Source organism: Chloracidobacterium thermophilum B, assembly GCF_000226295.1.
Lineage (GTDB): Bacteria > Acidobacteriota > Blastocatellia > Chloracidobacteriales > Chloracidobacteriaceae > Chloracidobacterium > Chloracidobacterium thermophilum.
Map to the genome: position 1 here is coordinate 834,904 of NC_016024.1, position 14,442 is coordinate 849,345.

Annotated in this window: 14 protein-coding genes and 1 pseudogene; 14 read left to right on the forward strand and 1 reads right to left on the reverse strand. The window is 61.3% G+C overall.

The genetic code is table 11. From position 1 onward, the window contains the following. The first annotated feature begins 306 nt into the window (after positions 1-306). The 10 genes from rseP to CABTHER_RS03580 all read left to right on the forward strand — a co-directional run bounded on the left by rseP (position 307) and on the right by CABTHER_RS03580 (position 8,203). Positions 307-1,785, forward strand: a complete 1,479-nt coding sequence (rseP, locus tag CABTHER_RS03535) for an RIP metalloprotease RseP (RefSeq protein ID WP_014099210.1) — start codon at positions 307-309, stop codon at positions 1,783-1,785. Between the two features lie 167 nt (positions 1,786-1,952). Beyond that, entirely contained in the window at positions 1,953-2,102 is a 150-nt protein-coding gene (gene rpmH / locus CABTHER_RS03540) for a 50S ribosomal protein L34 (protein WP_014099211.1), read from the forward strand. A gap of 19 nt (positions 2,103-2,121) precedes the next feature. After that, the gene (rnpA, locus tag CABTHER_RS03545; RefSeq protein ID WP_014099212.1) at positions 2,122-2,541 is read left to right on the forward strand and encodes a ribonuclease P protein component; all 420 of its coding nucleotides are present in this window, start codon (positions 2,122-2,124) and stop codon (positions 2,539-2,541) included. A gap of 64 nt (positions 2,542-2,605) precedes the next feature. Continuing rightward, positions 2,606-2,875 carry a membrane protein insertion efficiency factor YidD gene (gene yidD, locus CABTHER_RS03550; RefSeq protein WP_228374066.1) on the forward strand — a complete coding sequence of 90 codons (270 nt, stop codon included), beginning with the start codon at positions 2,606-2,608 and terminating at the stop codon, positions 2,873-2,875. Then, positions 2,875-4,749: a membrane protein insertase YidC gene (gene yidC, locus CABTHER_RS03555; RefSeq protein WP_014099213.1), complete on the forward strand. Its 1,875-nt coding sequence runs from the start codon at positions 2,875-2,877 to the stop codon at positions 4,747-4,749. The genes yidD and yidC overlap by 1 nt, the downstream gene beginning before the upstream one ends. A gap of 69 nt (positions 4,750-4,818) precedes the next feature. Further along, a complete protein-coding gene (locus CABTHER_RS03560) occupies positions 4,819-5,310 on the forward strand; it encodes a Jag family protein (protein ID WP_014099214.1) in 492 nt (163 codons plus the stop codon). A gap of 27 nt (positions 5,311-5,337) precedes the next feature. After that, positions 5,338-6,297, forward strand: coding sequence for a hypothetical protein (locus CABTHER_RS03565; RefSeq protein ID WP_014099215.1), 960 nt, complete (start codon positions 5,338-5,340; stop codon positions 6,295-6,297). 76 nt (positions 6,298-6,373) lie between these two features. Further along, positions 6,374-7,033, forward strand: coding sequence for an ABC transporter ATP-binding protein (locus tag CABTHER_RS03570; RefSeq protein ID WP_014099216.1), 660 nt, complete (start codon positions 6,374-6,376; stop codon positions 7,031-7,033). Further along, positions 7,030-7,389: a hypothetical protein gene (locus tag CABTHER_RS03575; protein ID WP_014099217.1), complete on the forward strand. Its 360-nt coding sequence runs from the start codon at positions 7,030-7,032 to the stop codon at positions 7,387-7,389. The genes CABTHER_RS03570 and CABTHER_RS03575 overlap by 4 nt, the downstream gene beginning before the upstream one ends. Before the next feature lie 121 nt (positions 7,390-7,510). Continuing rightward, a complete protein-coding gene (locus CABTHER_RS03580; protein ID WP_187288408.1) occupies positions 7,511-8,203 on the forward strand; it encodes a LolA family protein in 693 nt (230 codons plus the stop codon). Positions 8,204-8,218: 15 nt separating this feature from the next. On the opposite strand, the gene CABTHER_RS03585 is transcribed toward CABTHER_RS03580, so the two are convergent. Next, entirely contained in the window at positions 8,219-9,529 is a 1,311-nt protein-coding gene (locus CABTHER_RS03585; protein ID WP_049787458.1) for a DUF58 domain-containing protein, read from the reverse strand. A 207-nt stretch (positions 9,530-9,736) separates the two neighbouring features. Between CABTHER_RS03585 and CABTHER_RS03590 the strand changes: the two genes are divergently transcribed. The 4 genes and pseudogenes from CABTHER_RS03590 to CABTHER_RS03605 all read left to right on the forward strand — a co-directional run bounded on the left by CABTHER_RS03590 (position 9,737) and on the right by CABTHER_RS03605 (position 14,421). Next, positions 9,737-11,179 carry an O-antigen ligase family protein gene (locus tag CABTHER_RS03590; RefSeq protein ID WP_014099220.1) on the forward strand — a complete coding sequence of 481 codons (1,443 nt, stop codon included), beginning with the start codon at positions 9,737-9,739 and terminating at the stop codon, positions 11,177-11,179. A gap of 9 nt (positions 11,180-11,188) precedes the next feature. Next, positions 11,189-11,856: pseudogene (locus CABTHER_RS03595) on the forward strand (IS607 family transposase). Continuing rightward, complete coding sequence (locus CABTHER_RS03600; protein ID WP_014099222.1) at positions 11,847-13,187, forward strand: RNA-guided endonuclease InsQ/TnpB family protein; 1,341 nt, start codon at positions 11,847-11,849, stop codon at positions 13,185-13,187. The pseudogene CABTHER_RS03595 and the gene CABTHER_RS03600 overlap by 10 nt, the downstream one beginning before the upstream one ends. A gap of 136 nt (positions 13,188-13,323) precedes the next feature. After that, positions 13,324-14,421, forward strand: a complete 1,098-nt coding sequence (locus CABTHER_RS03605) for a peptidyl-prolyl cis-trans isomerase (RefSeq protein ID WP_014099223.1) — start codon at positions 13,324-13,326, stop codon at positions 14,419-14,421. Positions 14,422-14,442 lie beyond the last annotated feature (21 nt).

A 14,442-nucleotide genomic window follows, 5' to 3' on the forward strand; every position in this document is an offset into this window, starting at 1 on the left:
GTCCGTGCCAGAGTGGCCGGCGAGGTTATGAGCCGGAACCGGCTGAACCACGAGTCCGGCCCACAGGAGCAGCGTCAAGACCCACGACCGGCCGGCAGGGAAGGATTTGGTAGGCAACATGATCTTTCTGCGGCTTCGATAAGGATACACCCGAATACCACCGATGAAGGCCCATCCGGGAAGGTTGCGTCAGGCACTCGGCCGGCGTTGAAGACCTCGACAGCAGGAGGCGTTTGGGTACGTACCGAATAACTATGTTACATTCCAAACGGCCCGGTAAGCGATAGGGAGGTTCACAAACATTTTATGGTCACGGTGCTCGCGGCGCTTTGGTGGGGCGCCAGTCTGCTGGCGAGTGAGACGCTCGTCATGCTGGCGGCATTTCTGGTCGTACTGGGGACGACGGTCGTCATTCACGAGTTTGGTCACTTTGCTGCCGCCAAGTGGCTTGGCATGAAGGTCGAGATTTTTTCCGTCGGTTTTGGAAAGCGCCTGTTCGGCTTTCGGTGGAAAGAAACCGACTACCGGCTTTCGCTGCTGCCGCTCGGTGGTTACGTCAAGATTACCGGCATGGACCCGGAGGAAGAAGCCGCCCGGCAACAGCATCCTGACGCCTACCTGATGCGCCCGAAATGGCATCAGTTTTTGGTTCTGGTGGCCGGGCCGGCCATGAACATCCTCCTGGCACTGGCCATTCCCTTTGTCATCGGGCTGTTTTTCTTCAAGGCACCGGCCTATCTCAGCCAGCCGGCAGTGGTTGGCGCCGTGCCGATTGGCTCTTCGGCAGAAGAAGCCGGCATCCAGCCCGGTGATCGCATCGTCAGGTTTGCCGGTATCGAGTCTCCGACCTGGAGCAAGGTGCGCGATTACACGGCCATCAATGACGGCAAGCCCGTTCCGGTGACTATTGAGCGTAACGGACAACGGCTGGAGTTGACCATTATCCCGAAAGCCCGGCAGCAGGCCGGGAACATCGTTGGTGACGCTGGACTCCTGCCACAGGACATCCCGGCAGCACTGCCGGTCGTGGCCGCCGTGCAGCCCGGCTCGCCGGCGGCGCAGGCCGGGTTGCAACCGCAGGACAAGCTGCTGGCACTCGACGGACGCCCCATTCCGAACTTTGACTGGTTCAAGCAGTCGCTCCAGGCGTATGAAAACCGCCAGGTGGTGCTGACGGTCGAGCGCAAAGGCGAAACCCTCACCCTCACGCTGACACCCAAGCGCATTGACGGGGAAATCCGCATCGGATTCGTACCTGTCCCGCCGCCGCCGCTGCCACTGACACGCGAGCGGAAGTCCCTTCTGGGGGCAGCCCAGCATGCCGTCAACGAAAATATCCGCTTCATTGTGCTGACCGGTGAAGCTTTCCGGCAGATTTTCCGTGGGGAACGGAAAGTCTCCGACACGCTTTCGGGTCCCATCGGGATTGCCAAGGCTTCCGGCGATGCCGTGAAGTTCGGCGGACTGGAAGGACTCTTCTTCATCATGGGACTGCTCAGCCTCAACCTGGGGATTTTCAATCTGCTACCCATTCCCGTCCTGGATGGGGGGCACATTTTCCTGCTGGTGCTCGATGTCATGGCGGGCTGGGTTGGCTGGCGGCTCACCGATGACCTCAAGCAGCGTTTCAATCAGGCCGGTTTTGCCGTGCTGATGCTGCTGATGGTGTTTGTGATGTTCAACGATGTCACCCGTTTCTGGTGGAAGCCCGGCGCTGCCGAGCCGCCGCCACCGCCTCCACCGGCGGTTGAAAAGCCATCCCCGGAGAAGGCTCCTCCACGCTGAGTCCGGGGGGCATCTGCCAGCCAGGCTTGGCGAGGAGGAATGTCAACCAGCCTTCAAGTCCGCAGCTTGACGCCTGGCAGTCAAGGCCGTTACGCTTGCCGACTTTCATTGTGGTTCGGGGTGGCAACCGCTGACGGCCGTATTTTCAGAGAAAGGAAGTGATTGGGATGAAGCGCACATATCAGCCGAATAACCGGAAACGGGCCAAGACGCATGGCTTTCGGGAACGCATGAAAACCAAGGGTGGGCGCAACGTCCTCAAGCGGCGTCGGGCAAAAGGGCGCAAGCGTTTGACGGTGAAGCACTACGGTTTCTGACGCAGCGGCGGCCCCGGATGTGACCGATGTTGAACGGCCTGTCGCCCCCGTTTCCTGTCGGTTTACAAAACAGGCGCGCTTACGGACACCCCGCGAGTTTCAGCGGGTGTATCGCCAGGGCAGGCAGTTGCACTCATCACTGTTCACCATTTTCGTGGCTCCCAACCGGCTCGGCCGAACGCGCTTGGGCATCACGGCCAGTCGGAAGGTGTCGAAGTCGGCCGTAGTGCGCAATCGGTGCCGGCGCCGGCTGCGGGAAGTGTTCCGCCGCCAGCAGGCGACGTTGCCGGTGGGCTGGGATATTGTGGTGAATGTCAAGTTTCAACTGACGACAGCAAGCTATGCGCTCATCGAACAGGAGTTTACCCGCCTGATGGAAAAGCTCTCCAAACTGGCAGCCGGTAGCCCGGCAGAGCCGACGGGTGAGGTGAGTGACTGACCCCGTGGCGCCGGCCAGGCTTCGGGAAGCGGGTGACTGTCGCCGGCAGCAGGTTGAAATGCCTATGTTGAAGCAAGCGGTCTTGGCGCTGATTCGTCTGTATCAGCTTTTGATAGCTCCTCTCATGCCCCCGGTGTGTCGGTTTCAGCCCACCTGCTCGCACTACACCGCCGAAGCCATTACGCGGTACGGTCTGTGGCATGGGGGCTGGTTGGGCGTTTGTCGGCTGGCGCGGTGTCAGCCTTTCTGTCGTGGTGGGTACGATCCGGTCCCTGAGTTGACCACGCGGGCCATCGCGCAGGTGTCGCCGCGCACGAAAGGTAGTTCAGGCTGATGGAAAAGTCTCGCGTTGCACTCGCCTTTGCGCTGTCATTGGCGGTGATGTTGGTCTGGCAGTATTTTTTTGCGCCGCCACTTCCGCCTCCCGGCGACGCGGCGGCTCCTCCGGCGGCCGGGCGTCCGGCGGCGTCCGAAGTGCCGGTGACCACCAGCCAAGCCTCCCCGGCCGCACCTTCCGACCTGACCCCCGCCGATGCCCCGGCCCGGGACATCACCGTTGAGACGCCCCTGTGGCGCGCCACCTTTTCCAACCGGGGTGGGGTCCTGACCCGGTTCGTGCTCAAGGCGTTGCCCAACGGGCGTGCGCTCCGCGCAAGCGATGGCAAATCGGAACTGGAAGTGCTGACCACGACTTCCCGCCGGGGCGACCCCGGTGCGCCGACGACCGAACTCGGTGCCGCCTTTGAGCTGATTGCTGCCGGGCAGGACGAGTTGACGGCATTCCTGAACCAGAGTCGCTACCAGGTCGAAGGCGCTGTTGCTGAAGAACTGTCCGTGGGTGAAGGCGAGACGGCCACCCTGACCTTCGGCCTCAGCACGGCCCAGGGCTATCAGATCGTCAAGCAGTACGTCATTCGGGGCGGACGTTATGACTTCGACTTTCTGGCCGATGTGAAAAAGGATGGCGCACCGGTGCCGGTCATGTTTCGTCTGGGGCCGAATTTTGGCGACCAGGTGTTTGCCGAGTATGACGGCTACACGCACACGCCACCCCACGCCGTGACGGTCATCGGCGGAAATGCCACCTTCACGCCCTTTACTTCAGTGGATGTAACTCCGCCTGGCGCGGCCAAACCCGCCTACCTGGCCAAGCCCGGTACGGCCTGGTGCGCACTGACCGATCACTACTTTGCCTTCACGGCCATTCCGCCGCAGCCCGGCACGGTACAGCTCAGCCGACGGGATGCCGTGACGCGCTTTCAGGGGCGCGATGTCAAGCGGGAATACGTCTTTCTGGATGTGCCGACGGTCAATGCGGCGGCCAACATCATTTACATTGGCCCGAAGGATCGGACGTACCTGGCTTCGGTGAGCCGGCTGCTCAAAACGGAGCGCAACCTCGATGTGGACTTACGCGAACTCAACGACTACGGCTGGCTGGCCTTTTTCGTACGGCCACTCATTCCGGCGCTCGACTGGCTGCTCCGGTTTTTCTATGCGCAAACCCAGAACTATGGCTGGGCTATTGTGCTGCTGACCTTTGTCGTCAACATGCTGCTGTTTCCGCTGCGCTGGAAAACGGCCGTATCCTTTCGCAAGGCGGCCGTCCATGCCCCGCGTCACAGGGAGTTGGCCGAACGGCTCAAGCAGTTGCAGGCGCAGAAAGTCAAAATGGATGACCCGCGCATGCTGGAGTTACAGCGCGAGCAGATTCAGCTTATGAAGGAAAGCCTGCCTATCATGGGCTGCCTGCCGATTCTGTTGCAGTTGCCGATTTTTGTCGCCATTTACGTCTATCTTCAGCTTTCGATTGACCTGCGCCAGGCACCGTTCATCGGCTGGCTCACGGATTTGTCTATGCCTGACCCGTGGCATGTGCTGCCGGTGGTGCTGTGTGTGACCCAGATTGGGCAGAGTTACCTGATGCCGCAGCCGCCGGGGCCTGAAGACCCGGCGCTGGCGATGCAGCGCAAGATCATTGTCTGGGTGATGCCGATTCTGTTTGCGGCGCTGTTTTTCTGGAGTGCGCCCAGCGGGTTGGTGGTGTACTGGATGGCCGGGAATATCATCGGCATTACGCAACAGCTCATCATCAACCGCATGTTGCCGCCGCTGCCTGTTGCCGGCACGTCCCCAGGGAGTGCGGCCGATACGTCCGCTGCTGATGGAAAGGATAAAAAGAAGAAATTCAACCCCCGTCCAGCCTAGCCCCCTCTGATGGCTGCACCTTACCGGCGGTGTCACTGGGGGGCGTAAGGTTGGATAGATGTCCTGCCCATGTCCGATGCACTTTTGTCTGAACTGACTCCCGTTCGGGATGACGACAGCCTGACGCCGCTCCTGCACGATTTTCTGGCCAAGGTCATCCGCTACAGCGCCTGGCGAATGACGTTCACGATCAGCGAGCAGGGCGGGGTCTGGCAGGTGAATTTTGTCGGTGAAGATGCCGGCCTGTTGCTGGCCCGTGGGGGGGAAGTTCTCCAGGCGCTGGAGCACCTGCTGGAGCGCGTTGTGAATCATCACGCGCCGGGGCGGTGGGCGGTGCGTCTTGATGCCAACGGCTACCGCGCCAACCGTGAGCGGGAACTGGCGCTGATGGCACGGACGGCGGCTGCGCAGGTCAAAAAGTATCGTCAGCCTTTCACCTTCAGTGCCTTGAATGCCGCCGAGCGCCGGATTATTCACCTGACGCTGGCGACAGAACCCGGAGTGCGAACAGAAAGCATCGGTCATGGAGACGACCGCAAAGTGGTTGTCCATCCGGTATAACCACGGCTGACCCGAGGACAACCTTTCGTGAAAACGGGTGCCGTGCATTGGAAATTTCTCATCCTGCTGTGGTTGGGCGTGCTGCTAAACGGCGGCTGTCTGACTTCGCGTGTGTCCCTGCCACGGCTGCTGCCGCTCCATCCGCCGGTTGCTGCTGAAGAGCTGGTGGGGCGCATTGCCTGTCTTCAACAGGTACAGGCGGTGCGGACAGCCGTCCAGTTGCAGTTTGTGGACTATCGGGATTCGACACGCGGCGTCGGCAAAGCCTATCCTTCGGCCAGCGGGGCGCTGGTGCTGCGGCGTCCACAGTTCATTCGCTTACAGGTGCAGGCGTCGTTGCTTGGCTCGCTGGCGGATATGGCCTCGGATGGGCAGCAGTTTACCGTAGCCGTGTTTTATCCTGCCGACCGGCAGGCTTTCATTCGCGGGTCCAATGCCAAGACCTACAAGCTACCGGCTGCGGAGCAGAAGCCGGCGCCGGATGTGAGCGCGTTTGCCAGCCTGCGACCGCAGCACCTCTCTGTGCCCTTGCTGCCGCCACCCATCCCGCCGGCCTCCCCGGACATCAGTTGGTCGGTGTTTGAGACGCGCCGGGATGAAAGCCTGATGACGGATGCGCGACCGGAGTGGGTGACACGCACGTACTATCTCCTTTATGTTGCCCAGCGCGATCTGTCGGGGCAGTGGCATCCGCGCTTTGCCTATTGGTTTGACCGGACGCAACCGGGGACGCCCCTGACACGGCTCGAAGTCTTTGAAGAAAACGGAGACCTCAGCACCATTTCGGATTTTGGCGGATATACTACGAATGGCGGAACGCCCAAGCTGCTCCCGGAGTGGGTACGGATTTTGCGCCCGGCGGAAGGCTATGCCCTGCGGGTGATGTTTCAGTCGCCGGAAATCAACCCGCCGTCTCTGCCGGAGGACGTTTTCACCCTGACCAATGACCGCAACCTGAAAGTCGTGGACCTCGATGCCCAGCCCTAGCCCCCTGCCCGGTATAACTCCTGCTCCGACTGACACGGCGGCCGCTCCAGTTCTCGTTGCGGTGCAGTCAGTGACCATGGTCTATAAAGTGGGACGGATTGCCGTGCGGGCCTTGGACAATGTGAGTTTTACCGTCCGGCCCGGGGAATTTGTGTCCATCATTGGGCAATCGGGTTCGGGAAAGTCCACCCTGCTGCACATTCTGGGCGGGCTGCTCAAGCCGACGAGTGGTTCGGTCATCTTGGACGGACAGGACCTGGCGGCCGTCAGCGATCAGGAACGAACGGCCATCCGCCGGCAGAAGATTGGCATCGTGTTTCAGCGTTTCAACCTGTTTCCGACCCTTTCCGCCGAGGGCAACCTGCGCCTGGCCGAGCAGATTCGCGGGGTCAACGGGCAGGACCCGACTCATCGCCGCGAGTTGCTCCGGCTGCTCAACCTCGAACAGCGCCTGCACCACAAACCGCTGGAGCTGTCCGGGGGCGAACAGCAGCGGGTGGCCGTGGCGCGGGCCCTCATCAATCGTCCCAAGTTGCTGTTGGCGGATGAGCCGACCGGCAACCTCGACAGCGAAAACTCCCGCATCGTGCTCGACATGCTGCGGCAGCTCAACCGGGAACTTCACCAGACGGTCATCATGATTACCCACAACCCGGAAGCGGCGGCCATCGGCACACGCATCATTTCCATGCGGGATGGGAAAATCATCGCCGACCAGCCCAACGACCCCCAATGAAGCAACTCTTTCGTGGCATCAAGGCGGCTGTCCTGTGGAACTATGAGCGCGGCTCGTGGCAGTACGACGTGCTGTGCTGCCTCATTCTGGCCTTCATTTTCCTGATTCCATCGAGCTGGTTTGATGAGCGTCCCGTGACGCGCCGCCAGGCGGCCGCCCGGCTGGGCAACATTGGAAACCCGGAGTTCATCAGCATGGCGGAACTCGGTCAGTTCCCGCCCACGACGACCTTGCAGTTCGCGCTCGAACAGGTGGGCACGGCCCGCTACGGGCGTCCCGTACGGGTACAACACTTCGAGTATGTCAACGATGTGTCCGGGTGCCAGATTGCCGGGTATCACGTCTGGTTTGAGTGAGCACCGGACACAGCCGCATCAATTTCGGCAACATCTCCCGGTTTAGGCGTGAGTCCGGCGACGGATATGCGATAGCATGGGCGTTTGTCATCCTTCAGCCAAGGTGGAGCAGGGCATCATTATGAGAGAGCGACGGCGACAATGGATCGTGAGCGGGCTGCTGTCCCTGATGGGTCTCATGTGTGCAGGGCTTCCGGGCAGCGCGCGGCCCGGTGGTGTGGACCTTCAGACGGTCATCAGGAATTTACAGGCGGCGAATCAGCGACTCAGTGGCTTGCGCGCCACGGTGGTGCACCAGCGGGTCAACTCACAACTTGGCGTCCGCGAGCCACAGCAGGTGGGCACGCTGCGCTTCAGCACGAAAGGCAATGTCCGGCGGCTGCGGATTGATTACACCGAGCCGCAGTCGAAGACGGTCGTCGTCAACGGCAATGAGGCCATTCTGATTGAACCGGCGCTCAATCAGGCTTTCGTCAGCACGACCAGCGAGATAGCCAAGAAAACGGCCTCGACCAGCCTGCTGACCGTCCTGACCGATGCACAGCAGCTTTCCGACAACTTCGAGGTATCACTTGAAGGCGACGAAAACCTTGATGGGCAGCCCACGACGAAGCTGCTCCTGCGTCCAAAGGGCAAAAGCCAGTACACGCGCCTCGAAGTCTGGGTGTCGCACCAGAACTGGCTGCCTGTCAAACAGGTGCTGCATACCCGGAGCGACTACACCACGATCCTGCTGAGCAACATCCGCTTGCAGTCCATCCCGGAATCCAGCTTCAAGGTGGACTACAGCAAATACAAAGTCATCCGGGGCTAGGGGGACGCTTGGTGGTCAGAGCCGTCCACGCATTTTGACCTCAAGGTAGCGGTTGACCAGGGCGACCGAGAGTTGTCCGGTCGGTACGTCCAGCGCCAGTCCGCCGAGTTCGACAATGCGATTCAGAGCCTGTTCGCGTTGGGTGAGGAGTTCTTCGGCCACCGACTGGGCATAGACCTCATCGAGGGACGCCGGTGGCGGTTTGACGAAGGCGCGCAGGTCGCGGTCGCCGATGGTGACAATGAGCGGCAGGTGGCGCGGAATGAGCGCCGCCGTATGCGCCAGCAGGTCGGCCGACGCATCGGCATCCACAACATCGGTCAGCAGGACAACCAGCGACCGCCGCCGGCAGTGACGCCCCAGATAGGCAAAGGCCCGCGCATAGGACGGTTCAATCATCTGCGGCTGTAGGTCGTGCAGGTGCTCCAGAATGACCCCCAGTTGGCTGGCGCCAGGCCGCGGCGGCAGGAAATCTTCCACCCGGCGGGTGAAGGTCAGCAGCCCGACCTGGTCGCCGCCGGCCACGGCGACGTAAGCCAGCGCCAGCGCTGCATTGACGGCATAATCGAGTTTGGTCAGATCGCCAAGGCGGGCGGTCATCAGGCGGCCGCAGTCCAGCATCAGCAGGATGCTCTGGCTGCGCTCAATCTGATACTGCCGCGTGACCAGCTTGCCCCGCCGGGCCGAAGCCGCCCACGCCACATGGCGCAGTTCGTCGCCGGTGACAAACTCGCGCAACGACTCAAATTCCCGTCCCTGCCCACGCAACCGCTGCCGGCGCTCGCCCTGGCGACCCAGGCGATAGGCTTCGATGACCTGCCGCTGTGCGGCGCGAAAGTCGGGGTACACTTTGACCGATTCCACAGCCGGAACGGATGTCTGCCGCCAGACAAGGCCCCACGGACTGCGCAGCCGCACCGCGATGTTGCCAAATTCGAAGCACCCGCGTGCCGGTGCGAGCAGTTCATAGTGCAGCGTCGCCGTTCCGCGTGGGGGAACTGTAAACTGTCCCTCCCGTCTCGGCGTCTGCATCTGGGGAGGAGGCTCATCCTTGACCCACAGCGTCAGTGGAACCGGGCGGTGGTTCTGGACTTCAATGGTGACGCCATTGCCACTGCCAATGGCAAAGCGTTCCGCACACCGGCGGCGCAGGGTGAAGCTGCCTCGAAGAGGGGTCCGGGCTGCGTCGAGCAGGGCCGCAGCGAGCAGGACGACGTCGAACGCCATCCCGGCCCACAGGAAAGACGGGTTGCTCCAACCCAGTGAAAAGAGACCCAATCCCCCGGCAAAGGCCATGAGAAACCGGGCCGTGAAGACGATGTTCATGGTGCTGTGCAACACCGGAGTAGGTGTTTTTTCCACGCGCAAAACCATAGTATCCCGCCGGTACAGACACAACCGCCAGGTGGTCAGTCAGTCGTTACCTCGGCCGGTGGTGACTTTGAGGACAGGTGTGAAAAAGCTGGCGTGGCCCGGTCATCCATAGCGTACGAAGCTCTCCGGCGGAGGCTCCTGCTGCTTTCCAGGTGGTTTTTGCTGTTGTATGCCGTGCTGGCACCCCACTCGATTGCCGGCGCGCAGGGCAGCGCCTTGGTGCTGGCCCTGCTGTGGGGGCTGGAACGGTGGTTGGCGGCTGGTGACACCTCGCTTCTGGCGCCGGCGTCCCGGCGACAGGAGGCCGCGCAGCGATGGTGGCCGCTGGCGTTTTTTTGGGCCCTATGTACCGTGTCGGCGCTGATGTCCTACGAGCCACGGTGGAGTCTGGATGGGCTGCGCAGCGTGGCCTTTATGGCCACCTGTGGCATTGTGGCGTTCTGGGTGCAATCCCGCGCTCAGGCATGGTGTCTGGCGTGGACGCTGCTGCTTTCAGCCCAGGTCGGGTGGCTTTACACCGGGTATCAACTGCTGGTGGGGAATGGTGTGCGTCTGGTCGAACTCAGCCCTGACTCACCTCTGCATCCGTACTTTCAGCCTGGCGATGTCGTGCTGCGTGTGGATGGTGAAGTCGTCCGTACCCCGGAGGACATCACCCGCCTTGTTCTCCAGAAACCATTGCCTTCCAGCCAACCCGTGAGCGTGACCGGACGGCGCGTTGAGATACCACTTACGGCGCAGCTTGACCGGGCGGCACTTCAGACCCGTCTGGTGTTGTTGGGGTCGGCTGGGCTGGGCATTCGCGCCAGTGCGCCGGCGCGGGACTTTCGCGCCAGCGGTTTCTTTTCACACTACGTCACCTATGCCGAGGTGCTTCAGATTCTTGTTTCCCTGGCGCTTGGCATGGCCTGGTGCACTGTCGGACGCCAGCGCCGGTGGCTCTGGGGGTTGGCGCTGGGACTTATGCTGGCCCTGGGGCTGACGCTGTCCCGCGGCCCGACGGGCGGCCTCATTGTCAGCGTCGGCGTGATGCTGTATCTGCTGTGGCGGGAGGGCACAGTCAGTACGCCACGGGTGGTGATAGGGCTGGTAATTGCCGGCATCCTGCTGTCCAGTGCGTTGGCCTATGCCTACGCCATGCGCCACATGTCCGTAGTGGATGCCCGTGAAGGCAGTCTGTTCTGGCGGTTGGTGGTCTGGCAGGAAGGCATCGGGCTGGTGGCAAAACACCCCTGGTTTGGTATTGGGCGCTACAGCGACAAGCTGCACGCGGCAGAATGGGGACTGTACGCCCATGGCGATTTGCCGCCCGGCCACTTTCACAACACCTACCTGCAGGTGGCGGTGTGGTACGGGCTGCCGGCGCTGGCGGCCTATCTCTGGTTGCTGCTGACTTATGTCGGGCAACTGCTGCGGCGGCGGCGCGATGGCATTGCCTTGGGCGCGCTGGGCGCACTCACCGGCTTTGCGGCGAGCGGCATAGCCCACTTCAACCTGGGGGATGGTGAAGTGGCCATGGTGCTGTGGTTTGTGATAGGGATAGCGTTGGGGATGCCGGTCACAGCGGAGCCGGACTCTAGCTTGCCGTATAGTACGCGATAGTGTATAATAATGCTCATGGAAAGCACTATAAGCACAGGCAAGGCGGCAAAACTCCTTGGTGTCCCGGTCAAGACGTTGCAGCGTTGGGGACGTTGCAGCGTTGGGAACGCGAAGGAAGGCTGATTCCGGTGGCCCGAACGGACAGCAACCGCCGCCTCTACACTGAGACGCAGATCCGTGAGTTCATCGGTTTGCGGCAGGCCAACCATGCGCCAACAAAGCTTGTCGCCTACTGTCGGGTATCGAGTGCGGCGCAGAAGCCGGACCTGGCGAATCAGCGCAAAGTGCTGGAAGCGTTCGTGGTGGCGAAGGGATTGGCGGGGGTCGGGTTTATCGAGGAAGTGGGCAGCGGGCTGGACTTCAGGCGCAAGCGGTTTCTGGCCCTTATGGACGAGATCGGGCGACGGGAAGTCAGGATGCTGATCCTCGCTCACCGGGACCGCCTCACCCGTTTCGGCTTTGAGTGGTTCGAACATTACGCCCAAACCCATGGCTGCGAAGTGCTGGTACTGAACCAGGAACGGCTGTCTCCCGAACAGGAAATGGTGCAAGACTTAATGGCCATCGTGCACTGTTTTTCGTCTCGGCTATACGGTTTGAGGAACTATCGAAAGAAGTTGGATGAAGCGCTGAAACAGGATGCGAATGACGTCAAAAAGGCCCAACAATGCAACTAACCCACAAGATCGCTCTTTGTCCGACTCCTGAGCAAGTGGACTACTTCAAGCGCGCCTGCGGCACGGCGCGGCGTGTTTGGAACTGGGCGCTCAATGAGTGGAACAGGCAATACGCGGCAGGCGGCAGGCCAAACGCCATGGCGCTCAAAAAACAGTTCAACGCCATCAAGTACACCGACCCGCAGTGGCTCGATGAGAACGGTCGGCCTTGGTTGCAGGACATTCACCGGGATGCCCACGCCCAGCCGTTCAGGAATCCCGCCAAAGCATGGGAACAGTTCTTCGCCGACCTCAAGGAGGGCAAAGAAGCGCACGAGCCACGGCTCAAGAAAAAGGGGCGTTGCCGCGACAGCTTTTATGTTGCCAACGACAAGTTCACCCTGGAAGGCAGGACGATCCGTCTGCCCAGGATCGGCGAAGTCGCCATGACCGAGGAACTGCGATTCAAAGGAAAGATACTGGGCGCAACGGTTTCCCGCACCGCGGATCGTTGGTTTGTGGCCATACAGGTCGAGGTGCCTGATGCGCAATTCTATCGGCGTCGCACGTCGCACGAGGTCAACGGCATCGACCTGGGCATCAAGGCTGCCGCAACGGTCTCCAGCGGTGAAGTCATCGAGGCGCCAAAGCCGCTCAAAGCAGCGCTGCGCCGTCTGGAAATCCGTAGCCGACGTCTCAGCCGCAAGCTGGAAGCCACCAGGAAGGCAGCCGGATTTGAACGCCCTGCCCGCCTGCCTGAAGGAACGCGCCTGCCGGTATCGAACAACCGGCAGAAGTCCGCTGCGATATTGGCAAGGCTCTATGCCCGCATTGCCAATATCCGAGCGGATTTCACCCACAAGCTCACGACTCGACTCTGCCGCGAAAACCAAGCGTTGGTGATCGAGGATTTAAACGTCAAAGGGATGCTGCAGAACGAGAAACTCGCCCGCGCCATCTCTGACGTGGGTTTTGGGATGTTGCGCTCGCAGTTGGAATACAAGGCCCGGCGCTGCGGTACTCATCTTACCATCGCTGATCGCTGGTATCCAGGCAGCCGACTGTGCTCCATCTGTGGCTGGAAGAACGAGGCGCTGACATTGAGAGATCGAACATGGGTGTGTGCTCAATGTGGTGCGCACCATGACCGTGACCTCAATGCGGCGCTGAACCTGAAACGGCTGGCAACCGAAACTGCCCTACCCGTGGCGAGTCCGTCCAGCAATGGCGGCGCTGCGGCGGGGACCGTCCCCGCCGTAGTCGGGAAAGTCACGCCTGTCAGATACGACGGTGGTCAACAGGACACGTCGGGGCAGGAAGAGAACCGTGCGCACTTTTGCGCACATTCTTGATAGCAGATGGCAACCGATCATCCGCTGTCCGGGCACAGGGGAGTTTCATCCGGGGAGCATTTTTCGTAGCATGCCGTGCCTATGGCCCCAGGGGCCGCATAACACAAAAACGCTTTTTGAACGGTAGGAGCCAGGCGTGAAAATTCATTCGTGGTGGTTGTTGGCCGGCTGTGGTTTGGGCGTCGGCGCGGCGCTGCTTCCGCTGCCGGGAATGGTCGCTGACTGGCAGGTCGCGGCCCAGGAAGCAGTGGTGATTGATGAAACCCTGGCCAGCGTCAACAAGGAACTCATCACCCGCTCAATGCTGCGCCGGGCTGAGAATGCCCTGCGGCGTGATCTTCAGGAACAGTTCCCCAACGATCCGGCCAAGCAGGAAGAAATCTTCGCCCGTTTGCAGCCACGGCTGCTTGTCAGCCTGATTGATGAACGCCTGATTGCGCAGCGCGCCGAGGAAATGGGACTGCTGCCCGAAATCGAGGCCCAAGTCAACGCGACGATCCTTGAACTGTGCAAGCAGAACAACTTGGAAAACCTCGATGCCTGCCGCGCGGCTATGGAACGGCAGGGCCTGACGATGGAGGACATTCGGATGAGCTATCGCGGGCAGTTCCTGCGCCAGGCTGTCTATGGGCAGGATGTCTACAGCGTCCTCATCGAGCAGGTGACGAACCGCGAAGCCGAGGAATACTACCGCACCCATCCGGCTGATTTCACCGAGCCGGGAGAAATCGAGATCAGCGAAATCCACATTGGCTTCACGCCGGAGACTCAGGCGGCTGCCGAGGCGCGGGCGCGGCAGGCCCAGGCCGAACTCAGAGCTGGCCAGCCCTTTGCCGAAGTCGCACGGAAGTTTTCCGACGAAAAACGGGCGTCGCGCGCCAATGGCGGCAAGCTGCCGCCCTACAAGGACAACCAGTTGGCCGAGGCCTTCCGGGCCGAACTCGACAAACTCAAGCCCGGTGAGGTGACGCCCATCCTGAAGCTGGAAAAGGCGTATCAGATTCTCCGGCTCGATGCCCGCCGTCCGCCTTCGGTCAAGCCCTTTGCCGAAGTGCGCGATCTGGTCAAACGTCTGATTGCGCAGCAGCGCGCCGAAGCCAAAATCCGGGAATACATGCGCGGTTTGCGGGCCAAGGCGCTTATTCGCCTGGCCGAGCCGTACCGGAACGCTCTCATCGAAGCCGAAAAGGCCGAAGAAGCCGAAGCGGCCGAGGGCGGCAAGAAAAACGGCTAGTTTGTCTTTCTGCCAAAACAG

Bases quoted from the DNA above. Each gene is read 5' to 3' on its own strand.
- rseP (WP_014099210.1), top strand. From the start codon at position 307: ATGGTCACGGTGCTCGCGGCGCTTTGGTGGGGCGCCAGTCTGCTGGCG.
- rpmH (WP_014099211.1), top strand. From the start codon at position 1,953: ATGAAGCGCACATATCAGCCGAATAACCGGAAACGGGCCAAGACGCAT.
- yidD (WP_228374066.1), top strand. From the start codon at position 2,606: ATGTTGAAGCAAGCGGTCTTGGCGCTGATTCGTCTGTATCAGCTTTTG.
- yidC (WP_014099213.1), top strand. From the start codon at position 2,875: ATGGAAAAGTCTCGCGTTGCACTCGCCTTTGCGCTGTCATTGGCGGTG.
- CABTHER_RS03560 (WP_014099214.1), top strand. From the start codon at position 4,819: ATGTCCGATGCACTTTTGTCTGAACTGACTCCCGTTCGGGATGACGAC.
- CABTHER_RS03570 (WP_014099216.1), top strand. From the start codon at position 6,374: ATGGTCTATAAAGTGGGACGGATTGCCGTGCGGGCCTTGGACAATGTG.
- CABTHER_RS03575 (WP_014099217.1), top strand. From the start codon at position 7,030: ATGAAGCAACTCTTTCGTGGCATCAAGGCGGCTGTCCTGTGGAACTAT.
- CABTHER_RS03580 (WP_187288408.1), top strand. From the start codon at position 7,511: ATGAGAGAGCGACGGCGACAATGGATCGTGAGCGGGCTGCTGTCCCTG.
- CABTHER_RS03585 (WP_049787458.1), bottom strand. From the start codon at position 9,529: ATGAACATCGTCTTCACGGCCCGGTTTCTCATGGCCTTTGCCGGGGGA.
- CABTHER_RS03600 (WP_014099222.1), top strand. From the start codon at position 11,847: ATGCAACTAACCCACAAGATCGCTCTTTGTCCGACTCCTGAGCAAGTG.